At 58.6% G+C, this 15,547-nt stretch carries 10 protein-coding genes and 2 pseudogenes; 4 read left to right on the plus strand and 8 right to left on the minus strand.

Annotated elements, in window-relative coordinates:
• Positions 1-26: 26 nt before the first annotated feature.
• The 6 genes from E2484_RS14085 to E2484_RS14110 all read right to left on the minus strand — a co-directional run bounded on the left by E2484_RS14085 (position 27) and on the right by E2484_RS14110 (position 6,994).
• Positions 27-1,175, minus strand: coding sequence for an NAD(P)/FAD-dependent oxidoreductase (locus E2484_RS14085; RefSeq protein WP_137285825.1), 1,149 nt, complete (start codon positions 1,173-1,175; stop codon positions 27-29).
• A 9-nt stretch (positions 1,176-1,184) separates the two neighbouring features.
• The gene (locus tag E2484_RS14090; protein ID WP_137285954.1) at positions 1,185-2,348 is read right to left on the minus strand and encodes an ABC transporter ATP-binding protein; all 1,164 of its coding nucleotides are present in this window, start codon (positions 2,346-2,348) and stop codon (positions 1,185-1,187) included.
• A complete protein-coding gene (locus tag E2484_RS14095; RefSeq protein WP_137285826.1) occupies positions 2,332-3,456 on the minus strand; it encodes an ABC transporter ATP-binding protein in 1,125 nt (374 codons plus the stop codon). Before E2484_RS14095 ends, E2484_RS14090 begins: the two co-directional genes overlap by 17 nt.
• A gap of 1 nt (position 3,457) precedes the next feature.
• A complete protein-coding gene (locus tag E2484_RS14100) occupies positions 3,458-4,297 on the minus strand; it encodes an ABC transporter permease (RefSeq protein ID WP_394347919.1) in 840 nt (279 codons plus the stop codon).
• A gap of 77 nt (positions 4,298-4,374) precedes the next feature.
• The gene (locus E2484_RS14105; protein WP_137285828.1) at positions 4,375-5,397 is read right to left on the minus strand and encodes an ABC transporter permease; all 1,023 of its coding nucleotides are present in this window, start codon (positions 5,395-5,397) and stop codon (positions 4,375-4,377) included.
• A gap of 25 nt (positions 5,398-5,422) precedes the next feature.
• Complete coding sequence (locus E2484_RS14110; protein WP_321112630.1) at positions 5,423-6,994, minus strand: ABC transporter substrate-binding protein; 1,572 nt, start codon at positions 6,992-6,994, stop codon at positions 5,423-5,425.
• A gap of 276 nt (positions 6,995-7,270) precedes the next feature.
• Between E2484_RS14110 and E2484_RS14115 the strand changes: the two genes are divergently transcribed.
• The 4 genes and pseudogenes from E2484_RS14115 to E2484_RS25670 all read left to right on the plus strand — a co-directional run bounded on the left by E2484_RS14115 (position 7,271) and on the right by E2484_RS25670 (position 12,352).
• On the plus strand, positions 7,271-9,313 hold the full coding sequence (locus E2484_RS14115) for a hydantoinase/oxoprolinase family protein (protein WP_137285830.1): 2,043 nt from the start codon (positions 7,271-7,273) through the stop codon (positions 9,311-9,313).
• Positions 9,310-11,043, plus strand: coding sequence for a hydantoinase B/oxoprolinase family protein (locus E2484_RS14120; RefSeq protein ID WP_137285831.1), 1,734 nt, complete (start codon positions 9,310-9,312; stop codon positions 11,041-11,043). Before E2484_RS14115 ends, E2484_RS14120 begins: the two co-directional genes overlap by 4 nt.
• Positions 11,044-11,170: 127 nt before the next feature.
• Positions 11,171-11,512: pseudogene (locus tag E2484_RS14125) on the plus strand (M24 family metallopeptidase); the annotation flags it as partial.
• Between the two features lie 128 nt (positions 11,513-11,640).
• Positions 11,641-12,352, plus strand: a pseudogene (locus tag E2484_RS25670) (FAD-binding oxidoreductase).
• Positions 12,353-12,828: 476 nt separating this feature from the next.
• Here E2484_RS25670 and E2484_RS14145 read toward each other — a convergent pair.
• Positions 12,829-13,236, minus strand: a complete 408-nt coding sequence (locus E2484_RS14145; RefSeq protein WP_137285835.1) for a PPC domain-containing DNA-binding protein — start codon at positions 13,234-13,236, stop codon at positions 12,829-12,831.
• A gap of 667 nt (positions 13,237-13,903) precedes the next feature.
• Complete coding sequence (locus tag E2484_RS14150; protein ID WP_137285836.1) at positions 13,904-15,142, minus strand: mandelate racemase/muconate lactonizing enzyme family protein; 1,239 nt, start codon at positions 15,140-15,142, stop codon at positions 13,904-13,906.
• Between the last annotated feature and the right edge of the window lie 405 nt (positions 15,143-15,547).

The following is a 15,547-nucleotide window of genomic DNA, read 5'->3' on the forward strand; positions in this document are numbered from 1 at the left end:
CGGTTTTGGGGCGATCCCGACGGTAGTCAGCCGTCAAAGCGTGACGGCGCGAGCGACTCCAAGAGTCTGGGGACGTTCCCGGTTGTCAGTCGTTCGGCGAGGAGTTCGCCGACCACAGGCGCGAGCGTAATTCCGTAGCCGCTCATCCCCGTCGCATGGAGGTACCCCTTGACGTCGGTCGCTCCGACGAGTGGACGGCCGTCCGGCGTGACGGTGCGCAGGCCGACCCAGGAGTTCGTCACGTCCAACGCAGCGTACGACGGCATGTGGGTCGAGAGTAGTTCCGCGATTTCGAGGCGGAACTGTTCTCCGGCGGCCTCGGCATGTGATCCGTCGGGGTCGAGCATCGTCGCCTCCTTGTAGGTCGTCGCGAACTTCCCTGCTAACAACTGGCGGTCGCCCTCCTCGCGGACATAGTAGCCACTTTCGAACAGCGTTAGGGGAAGATTCACGTTCGCGTCGGACTGCAGGACCAAAATTGGACCGTACGTGTGCCTGAGCGGTTTCGAGATGCCGACCATCTCGTCGATGCGCGGTGCCCACGGACCGGCGGCGTTGACGACGGTACCAGCCTCGTAGGTCCCTCTGGTCGTTTCGACTCCCGTCACTCGTCCTTGGTCGACAGTGACGCCAGTAACGGCGGTTCTAGTCTCGACGGTGACGCCGGATGTCCGCGCCTCAGTCGCGAAGTACTGGACGATTTCCCCGGGGTCGAGGACGCCGTCATCCGGGAGAAAGAAGCCGCCGCGGACTGTTTCCGGGTCGATTCCGTATCGAGATAGTTCCGCCGGCGTCACCATGGTCGCCGTGATGCCGGCGTATTCGAGGCCAGTCGGTGTCTCCTTGATGGCCGCGAATTCTTTGTCGCTCGATGCCACGTGGAGCGTCCCGATTCGGTCGAATCCGAAGGTCCCATCGTCCACCAGCGACTTGTAGAAGGCCCACGACCGGCGGCGGCGTTCAGCCTCCTCGGTATCCGGGTCGTATTGGTGCTGTGTGAACTGTGCGATCGATGCCGCTGTCGTCCCGGATCCGAGCGTCGACTTCTCTAGGAGCGTCACCTCCATCTCGTCTCGCAGGTGGTAGGCGACGCTCATTCCGACGACTCCGCCGCCGATAATTATCACTGGTTCTCGCGCACGCCCGAACGCCCTCGCGGAAGAGTTGTCCGCCATCGCCTTGATTCACCCCGGCCGGTCCGTGTTGTCCCCGTCCTGTACAGGTTGTTGGCGGTTTAGCTCGTCGCGTTGACGTAACTCCCGACGCTCGGACTCGGTGCTGTACTCGTCGACGGCCGCGCGCTTGTCGCCGGGATACAGCAGGCATCGGACACTGTGGCCGGGATCGACCTCTACGAGTTCCGGATAGACCTTGTCGCACGCGTCAAAGCGCTTGTGACACCGTGGATGGAATGGACAGCCTTCGGGAGGATTCGCGGGATCCGCCGGTTCGCCGCGAGGCTCAACCCGTGCTGGCTTGAGCCGTTCCTCTTCCTGCTCGACCACCGGAATCGCCGAGAGCAACTGTTCGGTGTAGGGGTTGCGCGGGTTCTCGAAGAGTTCGTCGCTCGTGGCGACTTCCATGAACTTCCCGAGGTACATCACGCCGATTCTGGTGGCGATGTTTTTGACGAGACTCAGGTCGTGGCTGATGAACAGGTACGTTAGGTTTAGTTCCTCCTGGAGTTCTTTGAGTAGCGCGATGACCTTCGCCTGCACACTCACGTCCAGCGCGCTAGTCGGTTCGTCGAGGACGATGAATTTCGGGTTGAGTATCAGCGCTCTGGCGATGGAGACGCGCTGCTTCTGGCCGCCGGAGAGCGCGTTCGGGTACCGGGTGCGGAACTCGTAGGGGAGGTCGACGCGGTCCATAACCTCCCGGACCCGCTCGTTGCGGTCCCGGTCAGTCCCGATGTCATGTATCTTGAGTGGATCGGCGATGATGCTCCCCACCCGGCGTCGAGGGTTCAGCGACGAGGAGGGGTCCTGGTGGACAACCTGTACGTCGCGGCGGAGCGACTTGAGTCCGCGTCCGTCAAGGTCGCTGACGTCGCGACCGTCGAATCGAATTTCGCCGCCAGTGGGATCGAGGAGACGCGCGACGGTCTTCCCCAGCGTCGTCTTGCCACACCCGCTTTCGCCGACGATTGCGAGTGTCTCTCCGGCCCGAACGTTGAACGAGACGCCGTCGACGGCACGGACGGCACCGGTCTGGCGTCGGAATATGCCACCGTAGATGGGATAGTGCTTCTCCAAGTCACGGACTTCGAGGAGGGTCTCCTCACGGTCGTCGGTGGGAGCGTTCGTGCCAGCGAGAGGGTCGGTCGGCGACTCACTCCCCACGCCCATCACCTCCGCCGTCGTGTTGCGCTTCCACGAGCCGAGACGGTTCATACCTGACCTCGGACTCGGCAATGTCGAGGGCTTCGCTCGTGGTCATCCCGTCCTCGTAGAGGTAGCAGGCTGTCTCGTGGTCGGTGCCGACGTCGAACCGCTCCGGGTGGCTCTGTTCGCACACGCCCTCCATGTAGGCGGGACAGCGTGGATGGAACCGACAACCAGACGGTGGGTCGGTGTAGTTCGGGATGCTCCCGCTGATCCCCTCGCTCTCAAACCCGGTCAACTTCGGAATACTGGCCAGCAGCCCCCGTGTGTAGGGGTGTAGCGGCGCGTCGAACAGCGTCTCCGTCGGCCCGCTCTCGGCGATGCTACCCGCGTACATGACGTATATTTTGTCGGCGATTTGTCGCGCGACGCCGAGGTTGTGCGTGATGTATAGCATGGACAAATTGCGGTTCTCGGTACGCTCTTTGAGCAGATTGAGAATCTGGTCCTGAACGGTCACGTCGAGAGCAGTCGTGGGTTCGTCGGCAATAAGGAACTCCGGTTCGTTGATGAGCGCCATGGCGATGAGCACTCGCTGGCGCATCCCACCGGAGAGTTCGACCGGATATCGGTCGAGAATCCCTTCGGGGTCCGGAATTTGCAACCGGCGCAGGAGGTCGATGCTCCGGTCTCGAATCTCCTCGTTCTCGGCGCTATCACGTCCTATAATGTCCGAGAACATCTCCCACCAGGAGACGTCCCGCCGGTCGTGATATTTGACGACATCCCGCATCATCGACTCGATGGTGAACACCGGACTCAGGTACGTCATCGGATCCTGGAATATCATACTCATCTGCTCGCGCTTGATGCGGTCGTGAACCGCCTCGTCGGCGAGCACGTCGGTGCCCCGGTACCGGATTTCGCCAGCCACGATTTCGCCCGGCGGGCGGGGGAGCGTTCCCATGATTGTCTTGCCGGTGACGCTCTTGCCACACCCCGTTTCGCCGACGAGCGCGACCGTTTCGCCCTCCTCGACGGTCAGGTCGACACCGTTGAGGACCTCGTGGCGACCCTCGTAGGTGTCGAAGTGAACATGGAGGTCCTGTACCTCCAGCACCGGGTCGCTCATCTCACTCCACCTCTACGTCGAACATGTCCCGTAGTCCGTCGCCGAGGAAGTTGAATCCCAAGACGGCAAGGAAGATGGCGAAGCCGGGGAACGTCGAGTACCACCACTGAGCGGGGAGGTACACGCGCCCTTGGCTCACCATCGTTCCCCACTCGGGCGTCGGCGGCTGCGCGCCGAGACCGAGAAAGCCCAGACTCGCGCCGACGATGATGGCGTAGCCCATGTCGAGGCTGAACTTAACGGAAATCGGTGCCAGGACGTTCGGCAGTATCTCCCGCGTGAGGATGCGCGGCGTGCTCGACCCGAGGCCGCGACTCGCCTCGACGAACTCCTCCTCTTTGACCGATAGCACCTCCCCGTACACCAGTCGGGCGTACCAAGGCCACCAGACCACGGCGATGGCTATCATCGCGTTCCGGAGACTCGGTTCGAGGGCGACGCTCACTGTCAACGCCAGCACCAGCGCGGGAATGGAGAGGAAAACGTCGGTCACGCGCATCAGGACCGTACTGGTCAGTCCCTCCAGGTATCCAGCTACTAAGCCAACTGGGACGCCGATGCCGATGGCGATGGTGAGCACGACAATGCCGATGCCAAGCGAGAGACGCGTTCCGAAGATGACGCGCGAGAGAAGGTCGCGGCCTGCCTGGTCAGTCCCGAATGGGTGTTCGAGCGACGGGGATTCGAATCGCTGGTCGAAGTGGACCTCCGGTTGTCCGCCGTGGCCTGCATCCTGAGGGTAGGGAGCGATCCATGGGGCGAACACTGCTACGACGACGAGCGAAAGGATGAGGCTCAAGCCAAGAATGGACGTCGGATTCTGCCGGAATCGGTACGCGATGCGGTCGAAGTCCTCGCGTAGCCGTCCGAATCGACCGTTCGTTTGTTCCGGGAATTCGGCTTCAGGATTGTCCGAACTCACGGATTATCACCGTACCTGACGCGGGGGTCGAACACGCCATAGAGGATGTCAACTAACAGGTTTGCGAACAGGAACCCGACGCCGATCATCAGCGTCACACCAACGATAGCGTTGATGTCCGTCTGTAGAATGGCCTGTACCCCGTAGGACGCCATTCCTGGCCACGAGAAGACGATTTCGACGAGGAATGCCGACCCGAGCAAGAACCCGTAGTCGAGGCCGATGATGGTCAACGTCGCGGCGAAGGACTTCCTAAGGACGTACTTGTACGCGATGAGTTTTCCGGGGAGGCCGTGCGTGTGCAGGCCCTCGACGTAGTCGTGACTGTACTCCTCGATGAAACTCGACCGGGTCATCCGGGCGATATCCGCGATAGGTGCCAGCGCCAGCGTCACGGCCGGGAGGACGAGGTGTTTCGCGGCGCTCATGAACGCCTCGATGTTCAACGCGAGGAGGCTGTCGACCAGCATCAATCCGGTCACTCGCGGAGGAACGTGCGTGACGTCGCCGAGTCTGCCGGTCGCCGGAAGCAAGTCTAACTGGAACGCGAATACCAACTGGAGGAGAATTCCAGCCCAGAACGCAGGGAGCGACACGGCGAAAAACGAAAACGCCCGGCTCACGTTGTCCTCGGTTTCGTCCTTGTTGAGCCCCGCGATGACTCCCAGTGGGACGCCGACCAGAATCGCGATTATCATCCCGACAGTCGTCAACTCGAGCGTTGCCGGGAAGAAGAACGCGAGGTCCGTGGCCACGTTGTGATTCGTTACTAGCGACTGCCCCATGTCTCCACGCGCCAGTCCACTTATGTAGTCGATATACTGGATCCAGATGGGGTCGTTCAGCCCCATCTGTTCCCTGAGTTGCTGGACGGCCTCGTCGCTCGCCCGAGGTCCGAGCGCCTGTCGCGCAGGCGCTCCGGGAATCACTCGAGCCATGATGAAGATGAGCACTGAGAGCCCGAACAGCATCGGGATTGTTGACAGGGCCCGCCGAATCAAGTAGTCAGAATAGCTCATTAATCACGAACGTGATGTGGAGGGGTTAGGCCTGCTCGGTGAATCGGTGGTAGGTGTGGATGTACCCCGTCACGCCGTTGTCCACGAATCCGTTAACGCGATTATTGAATGCCCAGCGGACTGCCTGGTTCATCACGAAGATGCCAGCGGCTTCGTCGTTGATAATCTTCTGAGCCTCTTTGTACAGTGGCGCGCGCGCTTCGCGCTCTAGTTTCGTGCGAGCCTCGTCGAGCAGTTGGTCGACCCGATCGTTCTGGTACCACGACCCGCTCTGCCAGGAGCCGTGTTGACTGCTGTGCCACGCCGGGTAGAGGAAGACGTCCGGGTCGACGTACGAGAAGCTGAGAGTCGTCGCAATCATCTGCGGCGACTCGGACTTGTTGGTGTGTCGAGAGACGATCCTAGACCACGGCTGCTTCTCGATTTGCATGTTCACGCCGAGTTCGTTGAGGTTTGACTGGAGCATCAGCCCGATGTTCTCTCGGATAGTCAGCCCGGTGACGTACGTGTAGGTGAAGTCGAGTTCGTCGGCGCTGTACTGCGACTGGTCGATGAACTCCTTGGCCTTGTCGAGGTCAGTCTCGTACGTCTCGATGTCGTCGTTGTGCCCCCACATCGCCGACGGCAACGGCCCGTCGAGGTTCTCCGACTCGCCAGCCATGATGCCGTTCAGCACCGTCTCGTAGTCGAAGGCGTGTGACATCGCCTTCCGGACGTTGACGTCGTCGAACGGTTGGCGCTGGTTGTGCATGAAGACGTACATCGGACTGAACGTCGCCTCCGTACTGACGTTGATGTCGGGGTGGTTGGCCAGCCGCTGGTAGGATTCGAGCGGGAGCCACTGCTCGGACATGTCCGCGTTGCCTTCCTCCATCATGCCAACCATGGTCGACGCCTCCTGGATCATATTGAGGTCGACCTGTTCGTAGGTGTTCCCGTCGGCGAACTCTCCCCACCAGTCCTCGTTCTTCGAGAGCCTGATGTTCGTCTTCCGGTTGCGGTTCTCGAGTTCGTAGGGGCCGGACCCTGCGACGTTACTCTCCAGCCACTCAGAGCCGTAATCGCCCTGCTCGCCGTAATCCCCGCTGTCTTTTGTGTTCGCCTGGACCTCCTCCTTGTCGACGATAAACATGTAGGGGAGTGTTGCGATGAACGGTGCGAATACATTGTTGAGCGTGACGTCGACGGTGTAGTCGTCTACTTTCGTCACATTCTGTGGGTCCACGAGCCCGGCCCACATGAACGAAAACCCCTGTTGCATGTTCATCATCCGCCGGAAGGAGTAGACAACGTCGTCAGCGGTCAGGTCGTTCCCGCTGTGGAACTTCACTCCTTCGCGGATGGATAGCGTGTACGTCTTGTTGTCGTCGCTGACGGAGTAGTCCTCGGCAATCCAAGGAATTACCTCGGGAGGCGACTTCTGATTGTAGTACATCAGCGGGTCGTACACGTTGTGAACCATGATGGCCTCGAACTCGTCAGAGGCCTTCATGGGGTCGATGGAACTCGGTGTCTGGGCGGTGACGTAGACGAAGTCGGTGCCGCTCGGGTCGGATTCTTGCTGAGAGCTGGCGCCGCTACGACCAGCCAGAAACATTCCTGTGGTGGCCGCTCCGCTGTATTTTAAGAGAGTTCGCCGGTCAATGCGTTCCGTACCCCGCTCCCCACCCTCTAGTGTCATGGTACACCATAACAAAGACCTGTCCCGATTTAAGCTTTTTCCTGCTGAAACGGAAAATGTGGCGGAACAGATTGTAAATCGGACGGTATATCCGTGAAATAAGACCATATCGTTCCCTAGTTTCGACAAAATGGTTTACCAATCAATACCTTTTTAATCAGAACTCCTGACTTACTTGGTGAGGGATAACATATGCCACAGAGGCTGGCAGTCGACATTGGGGGTACATTCGTCGACGCCATTACGTTCGACCAGGATGAACAGACCATCAACCTGGAGAAAGCGCCGACGACGGAAGAGGACCCGACGGAAGGCGTTCTCGACTCGATAGAAAAACTCGGATTGAATCTGGAGGCAACCGATACGTTCGTCCATGGGACGACGCTCGGTATCAATGCGTTTCTCGAGCGGGAGGGGGCCACCACGGGCATCATCACGAACGAGGGGTTCCGCGACGTCTACGAGATCGGACGCACCAACCTCGAGCGAGACGCAATGTACGACATCACTTACGAGAAACCAGAGACGCTGGCCCGACGACGCAACCGTATCGGCGTCCCCGGTCGACTCAAGGCCGACGGATCCGAGAAGGATCCGCTGGACGAGGACGCCGTCGAGGAGGCCGCATCGACGCTGCTAGAGGACCGCGGCGTCGAATCGCTCGCTATCTGTTTTCTCCACTCCTACGCGAACTCCGGGCACGAACAGCAAGCAGGAGCCATAATACAGGAGCAATTTCCCGACGCCACAGTGTCGCTCTCCAGCGATATCACTAACGAGTATCGCGAGTACGAGCGGACGAGCACCACCGTTCTCGACGGGTACATCAAGCCGATTTTCGAGTCCTACGTCGACCGGTTGGACTCAAAGCTCTCTGACGACGGCTTTGACGGAGAATTCTTCATCACGCGCTCTGGCGGGGGTGCGCTCGACGCCGAGAACGCCAAAACAGCGCCGGTTCACACGATACTCTCCGGGCCAGCAGGAGGTCTCATCGGTGCGTCCGCGGTCGGTGACGCGACGGGACGGCAGAACCTCACCGCCGTCGACATGGGTGGGACGAGTCTCGACGCCTGCGTCGTCGAGGACGGAACGCCGGCTGTCGAGTACGAGTCGAAACTCGGCCACCTCCCCGTGATGATTCCCGTCTACGATATCCGGACCATCGGGGCAGGCGGCGGGAGCATCGCGTGGCTCGATTCGGGCCTTCTCAAGGTCGGTCCGAAGAGCGCAGGTGCCGACCCTGGTCCGATATGCTATGGCCAAGGTGGCACCGAACCGACGCTCACCGACGCCGCACTGCTCCTCGGCTACCTCGACCCCGACGCGTTCCTAGGTGGCGAGATGGAACTCGACACCGAGGCTGCGCGCGACGGCATCGAACAGCAACTCGCTTCACCGCTCGACACGACCCTCCAAGATGTCTCTCGGGGCGTCTTCGACGTCACGCTCGCGAACACAGTGGGAGCGATTCGTGAGATTACCGTCGAGAAGGGGCTCGACCCCCGTGACTTCACGATGGTCGCGTACGGCGGTGCTGGGCCGATGTTCGTACCGTTGCTCGCCCGCGAGATGAACGTCGGCGAAGTGCTCGTTCCGCAGGCTCCATCAGTGTTCTCGGCGTGGGGCATGCTGATGGCCGACGTTGTCTATGACTACTCCCAGACTCACATCGAGGTGCTGGAGGACGTCAGTTTCGAGGAGGACCTTCAGGCAGAGTTCGAGACGCTCGAGGCGGAGGGCAGGGCGACTCTGGAGGACGAAGGGTTCACTCCGGACCGCCAGTCGTTCGAGCGCAGCGTCGAGATGCGGTACTTCGGCCAAGAGCACACGGTGGAGGTACCGGCCGAAGGCGTCGACGGTATCGACAAACTCAGCGAGCGCTTCGATGAGGTGCACCAGTCGCGATACGGCCACACGATGGACGACCCTGCGCAGGTCGTCCACCTCCGGGTTCGCGCTGTCGGCGAAAACGACAAGCCCGTACTCGCCCGAGAAGGCGAAAGTACGAGTGTCGAGGACCCGCATCACGGGACCCGGGAGGCGTACTGCTTTGCGACCGACCAACTGACCGAGTTCGACATCTACAAGCGCGGTGGACTGTCGGAAGGGGATACCATCGACGGACCGTGCATCATCGAGGAACCGACCACGACGATAATCATGCAGTCCGACCAGACGGCGACCATCGACGAGTTCGGCCACATCATCATCACTGGGGGTGACGGCGAATGAGCCAGACGACTGCTGACGTCGACGCTGCCACGGTCGAGGTCATTCGGAACTACCTGACCTCTGCCGCCACCGAGATGCAACGAACCCTCGTCCGCACCGCTTACAACGCCATCGTCTACGAGATTCTGGATTTCGGCATCTCGATGTACGACAAGGATCTCAATCTCATCGCCGACTCGCCCGGGCTGGCGCTGTTCCTCGGCGCGAACGACTACGGTCTAGAGAAAGGCGTCGAGCACGTCGGGGAGGAGAATCTGGATCCCGGCGACGTCGTCCTCCTCAACTATCCTTACTGGAGCGGCACCCACACACTGGACGTGCTGGTGTTCGCGCCCGTCTTCGACGATGATGAGGAACTCATCGGGTACACGACCTGTCGAGCACACTGGCTGGACCTGGGTGCGAAAGACTCCGGCTACGTCCTCGATTCGACCGACGTCCATCAGGAAGGCCTCATCTTCCCGGGGACGAAGGTCTACAAGCAGGGCGAACCGGACGAGGAGATCCTCGACCTGATTCGCTATAATTCCCGTCTCCCCGACAAAGTCATCGGCGATTTGAACGCCCAGTTCGCGGCGATAAACACAGGCAACGCCCGTCTGCGCGAACTCCACGAGAAGTACGGTACGGAGACGGTCGAGACGGCCATCGACGAGATCCTGGACCACGGCGAACGAACCGCCACCGAAGCGGTTCGAGAACTTCCGGACGGTACGTGGTCGGCGGTCGACTATGCCGACGGCACACCCGCTAGCGACCGCGACTCCGACGACCTCATCCGACTCGAAGTCGAGGTGACCATTGACGGCGATGAGTTCACCGTCGACTTCTCGGGATCCGACGACGAGGTCAACGAACCACTCAACATCCCTATCGGGATGACCGAAACTATCACGAAACTCTGTTTCAAGTCGATTACCACCCCGGAGGAGGACTCGAACGAGGGACAGTACGAACCCCTGAACGTCGTCGCACCCGAGGGGAACATCTTCCACGCCACGTATCCGGCCCCGACGTTCACCATCTGGACGGCCATCATCGGCATCGACGTCATCTACAAGGCGCTCGCGAAGGCCATTCCCGACCAGATTCCGGCCAGTTCCGGCGGCGACCTGCTGTCTATCATGGTGTATGGGGAGAACCCAGAGACAGGCCAGCAGTTCGTTGAGGCGAACAACGAGGGCGTCGGCTGGGGGGCGACCCCCGATCACGACGGAGCGAACGCCCTGATGCACATCAGCGAAACCATGGTCCAGAACGTCCCCATCGAGGTGTACGAGAACAAGGCTCCACTCGAAATCGACCGCCTGAAACTCCGCCAGGACTCGGGCGGCGCAGGCAAGTACCGGGGAGGCCTCGGCATCCAGCGTAACTACACGTTCACACATCCCGTCGGCGCGCTCTCAATAATTCAGAAGACGAAAACGGACAACTGGGGACTCGAAGGCGGGAAGTCGGGTGCACGCAATGCCGTCGTCCTCCACCCCGGAACCGAGAAAGAGGAGTGGACTGGGATGATGCGCGAAACATTCGCCGCTGGCGAGGGACTGTCGAATCGCTCCGGCGGCGGCGCGGGACGCGGCGACCCGTTCGAGCGCGACCCCGAGAAGGTTCGCGAAGACGTCCTCGACGAGTACGTCTCCCGAAAAGCCGCCCGCGAAGAGTACGGCGTCGTACTCACGGACGACGGCGAGATCGACGAGGCAGCCACAGAGTCGCTGCGCTCATGAGTAATCAGTCGGCTTTCGAACGTCGAACGCGGACGTGCCAGCGGTCACTGGCCAACTCGGACGCAGACGCCGTCGACCTATTCCCGAGTTCGAACCTGTACTACCTCTCGAGGGATTTGAAGCGCACTACCGGGTCGTACGAGATGCCAATAAGGCGGGCGTCGACGCGATTGAACCCGGTGTCGAAGCCCAAGCGATTGACCGGGCCGCATGCACTGTGATCGAAGACGCGGGTTTCGGCGACGAGTTCATCCACCGGACGGGCCACGGCGTCGGCCTCAATGTACACGAACCAACGTACATCGTCGAGGGTAACGACCGCGAACTCGAACCGGGGATGGTGTTCAGCGTCGAACCGGGGGTCTACCTGAAAGAGGAGTTCGGCGTCCGCATCGAAGACCTCATCGTCGTCGCTGAGGACGTCTGCGAACAACTGAACGACCCCGAACGAACGTGGAAACCACTTTGAGCACTCGGCCAAGCCAAGGAATCCAACACACCAGAACCGCTCGAACGGCTACGGCAGACAGACCCGCCGTCCTCGTCTCACCGCCATCCGCATCCTCAGGCACCACAAAATGCGCTGAAAGGTGGCGGATGACCAGCACTCGCATCGATATCGATGTCGAGCAATCCTCGACCACGGCTCACGTCATCTCCTTCCCCGACCGACGACGCACCATACAGGCCGTCTCAGAATGCATCCAATACGGGTTAAATCCGGGTACCATCGAGTTCGTTGACGCACTCTCGATCGAACTCATCAACGACTATCGATCTGACGTCTCGTTACCGGAGGAACCCACACTCATCCTCAAACTCCACGGTAACAACGATGGCATCGAAGAAGACGTAGCGTTCGCTCGAAGTATTTGTGAAGACTACGGCGCACGGACGTGAGACGACGCGACAGACGACGAACTGGACAGGGTTTGGCAAGCCCGCCGGGATGCACTGCCAGCTGCCCGTGCCTACCGAGAAGACTGGGACGTGGCGGTCATTGGCGATGTTGTGGTCCTGATTTCGAAGTACCCGGATATCATCGAAGCTGTCTCTGAGATTAGTGATGACCTCGATCTGCTGACGCCATGTGTTGGCCATGCGGGCGATGGAGTTGAACGATCAGGTCGTCCGTGCGGCCATCGAAATGGGTGGCACTGCAACGGGCGAACACGGCGTCGGTATTGGCAATCGAAAATTTCTTGACCAGGAATACGGGGCAACAGTTGACGTGGTGGCCGCCATCAAAGAGACGATTGATCCAAACAGTATCATGAATTCCTGGAAAGTCCTGCCCGACGCGGAGTGAATTTGGTTCACGTCTTCGCACGATGTGTTGACGGAAGTTTTTGTAATCTAGGTGGTTAGTATGTAGATAATATACGTAGGGAGAACTAACATCTATTTGTCAGTACTGGACTGCGGTTGCTCTAACGAGATTACTTCCGTGAACCTATGATCTGTACGACTTTCTGCGATTGACAGCGGATTACTAGTTCAGGCTCATTTCGAAGCAGACCTTCGAAATCAGTAGCACCGATGATAATCAACTTGATTATCAGCATGGCAACAGAGTAGTAAAAGTACCTCAATTCAAGACGTAATAGTTATACAACCCGGGTGTTTGGACGGAGTGAGAAATCTTCCTTTTAGATATATTGACTATGAGGGAGAGGTCTGTATTTTGGTTACCGAAACAGGATCAGCTACAATTACTTCTGTGCTAGCTCGTTCCATTTCAAGGCGAAAATGTACGCTGTTTAGGACGTCCAAATAGGTTCGGAACTAGATGTCAAAAACATCGAGGCCCGTCCGTTCATCGAGACTATGCGTAAGTTCTGTTTTACCGAGGAATATGACGATCTCAAAGGTACCTGATACAGTAGCACCAGCACAATGGCCTCCGATCGACTCAAACGACTCAGTTCCCAACTGGATGTGAGTATGGATTTTATCAGGCCCAATGTTCCCGAGGAAGCTCGTCACCTCGAACTGGCCCGTGAACTCTTCGTCGTTGTATTGTTGCTCCTCAACGTTGTAGTGTCCAAGAACAACATTATCGACAGCTCCGATTCCCATCAAAAATCCGTTCTGAATGTCGTATTCGTCGCGAAGCGATTCCAACGATTCCAATACTTCCTCACCCGGGTCAAGCCGAACGACTATCTTGTTCTCTTCATGAACGGAATCCATGATAACACCAAGAACAACTACGGAAACACCGCACTTCAAACTACCCCTCCCACCAAGAAGAAGAACCCGTATTCAAATCTCAACGAATATCACCATTCGAACCCGTGGGCATCTATGAATACTCGCTACTCAAACTATACCCATACCTGCCAATCGCTTGCAATGGAGTTGAAGAAAATCAGTGACCTCACACTAAGAGAAAACCCTCTAGCGTCCTCGAATCCGTGTCAGTCTGCAGGGTGTTTCCGAACCCAGCCGCATTCCAGACAGTGTTGGAGGCCGTGGTCATCCACAACGGTACTATCACATTCTGGACAGGGCGGTACGTCATTTGCCGAAGTCATGATTCGTGTCCTGTTGAAACCATTATCAGGAATTAAATAGTGGACACGGTGGCGGTAGTTTTTGCAGCCTTCTCGAGATGGAAGACTTGTCAATCACCCCTCATTCACGGTCAAGTATCGAGAGTAACCGCCACCCAAGACGGCCAAGACAAAACATCAGCGAAGTCTTCAGCTTCTCATAACTGGACCAGAAGAATCCACAAACCGGAGCTAAAAACGTAGATATTGTCCGCGAACAACGGGGACGGACACAATCTACTAGAAAAGCATCGCCCACAAGGGGAGACTCACCGGACTCAAAAAAGCGGTTCGGAATGAACTACCTACGCTTCGTCGTAGTGGAACTCGGTCCACGCTCCTTCCTCGTAGGGATATTCAGTGAGGACATCAAGATTAACATCTACGCCAAGTCCGGGCTCGTCAGGAACCGTGAGCTCGCCGCCTTCGACGTCGAACGGTGACTCCAGGATGTCTTCCGCAAGGGGGAATGGGTACATCCCCGGATGGCGGCTTGTCTCAAAGACAGGATACTCCAGTAACTCCGACCCCGGTGCTGCAGCAACCAAATGTGCATTCGCAACGAGCCCAAGATGGGTGCCGAAATGGTGCGGAACGAAGGTCACGTCCGCCCCCTCACAGTGCTCAACAACATCCCCGCAACCAGTGAACCCGCGATGGTGGCGAACGTCACCCTGAAGGAAGTCAACCGCACCAGTGTCCGCAAGGCGTTTCAGACCCTGCGGCGACTCCTCGCTTTCACCGCCAGCGAGTGGTGTCCCTGTCGCTTCGCGAAGCTCCTGATACGCAGAATGGGCCTCGGGCTCAACCGGTTCCTCAACCCAGTAAACATCGTAGTCCTGGAATTTGGACGTGAGTTCTCGAACCTGATCTGGACTGTACGACTTATCGCCCATCTTCCACCAGGTGTGGGCGTCAACCATGATCTCCATCTCGTCGCCGACTTCCTCTCGAATCAGCCTGATTGTCCGAAGATCTTCCTCGGGACCCAAGCCAGGACGATATTTGTACCCTTCAAAGCCGTACTCCGCGAGTCCGGCCGCTTCCTCCGCATATCCTTCCGGAGGCATGTACATACCCCCGCTGGCGTAAAGCGGAAGCGTCCGGTCGGGGTCAGCGGTGACGTCGCTCTGCTCCAGTAGGAGTTCGTAGATGGGTGCGTTCTGGCGCTTCCCGATGATGTCGTGGAGCGCGATGTCGATTGCGCTGATGATCTGTGAACGGAGGAAGCCCGGAATGTTGATGTCGTCGATCAGGTCGTGGGCCGCCGTCACGTCGTCGATCACTTCGTCTTCGAGCGTAGGTTCGATGACGTCATCGATGACCTCGACGAAGTTGCGGTGCGTTGCGCCATCGAAGTACTCCCGCATCGCGGAACTGCTCGCTCCGGCTGGTGCGTAACCGATTTCACCGTCTGCAGTTTCGACGGTCACCAATACGAAATCGCGCTTCAAGATTTTCCGAGTTCCTCCCAAGAACTCGTGTTCGCGGGCTGGTCGGATCGGCGACGACAATGCGTGGGCCGTGACATTCGTGATTTTCATGGTTGATGTTAGCTGTTATTGGTTAGTTATTGCTACAGGTGGTGTGCGAGCGGTTCATCCAGACTCCGTTAGTAGCGCCACGTCCATGGATCACAGTCGAGACCGGGCACCGGTCCGGTCTAGCTTGACGTTCTTTCGGTGAACGGTTGGTCCTCGACGTCTTTCGTTCGTGAGCGTAAGGAAGAAGGCCCATGTTCCTGCCGTGATCCTCGCGTTGTTCACCGTTAAACGCTTTCCCAGGGTTCTCGGCCGAGATCATAGCTGGACCATTAGAATATCTCCGGAGCCTCAGTTCCGGTTTTCCGCCAGGAAGCTCGTGACTCTTATCCGAAAGGTGTCTCATTGTATTTCGTGTTACCATGTTATCGATTTTTCTATCTTCTATTATTTAATTGTTTGCTCATA

Source organism: Halorussus salinisoli, from assembly GCA_005239435.1.
GTDB classification, from domain to species: domain Archaea; phylum Halobacteriota; class Halobacteria; order Halobacteriales; family Haladaptataceae; genus Halorussus; species Halorussus salinisoli.

Excerpts from the sequence above, each read along its gene's own strand:
- E2484_RS14085 (WP_137285825.1), bottom strand. The coding sequence starts at position 1,175 with ATGGCGGACAACTCTTCCGCGAGGGCGTTCGGGCGTGCGCGAGAACCA.
- E2484_RS14090 (WP_137285954.1), bottom strand. The coding sequence starts at position 2,348 with ATGGGCGTGGGGAGTGAGTCGCCGACCGACCCTCTCGCTGGCACGAAC.
- E2484_RS14095 (WP_137285826.1), bottom strand. The coding sequence starts at position 3,456 with ATGAGCGACCCGGTGCTGGAGGTACAGGACCTCCATGTTCACTTCGAC.
- E2484_RS14105 (WP_137285828.1), bottom strand. The coding sequence starts at position 5,397 with ATGAGCTATTCTGACTACTTGATTCGGCGGGCCCTGTCAACAATCCCG.
- E2484_RS14110 (WP_321112630.1), bottom strand. The coding sequence starts at position 6,994 with ATGTTTCTGGCTGGTCGTAGCGGCGCCAGCTCTCAGCAAGAATCCGAC.
- E2484_RS14115 (WP_137285830.1), top strand. The coding sequence starts at position 7,271 with ATGCCACAGAGGCTGGCAGTCGACATTGGGGGTACATTCGTCGACGCC.
- E2484_RS14120 (WP_137285831.1), top strand. The coding sequence starts at position 9,310 with ATGAGCCAGACGACTGCTGACGTCGACGCTGCCACGGTCGAGGTCATT.
- E2484_RS14145 (WP_137285835.1), bottom strand. The coding sequence starts at position 13,236 with ATGGATTCCGTTCATGAAGAGAACAAGATAGTCGTTCGGCTTGACCCG.
- E2484_RS14150 (WP_137285836.1), bottom strand. The coding sequence starts at position 15,142 with ATGAAAATCACGAATGTCACGGCCCACGCATTGTCGTCGCCGATCCGA.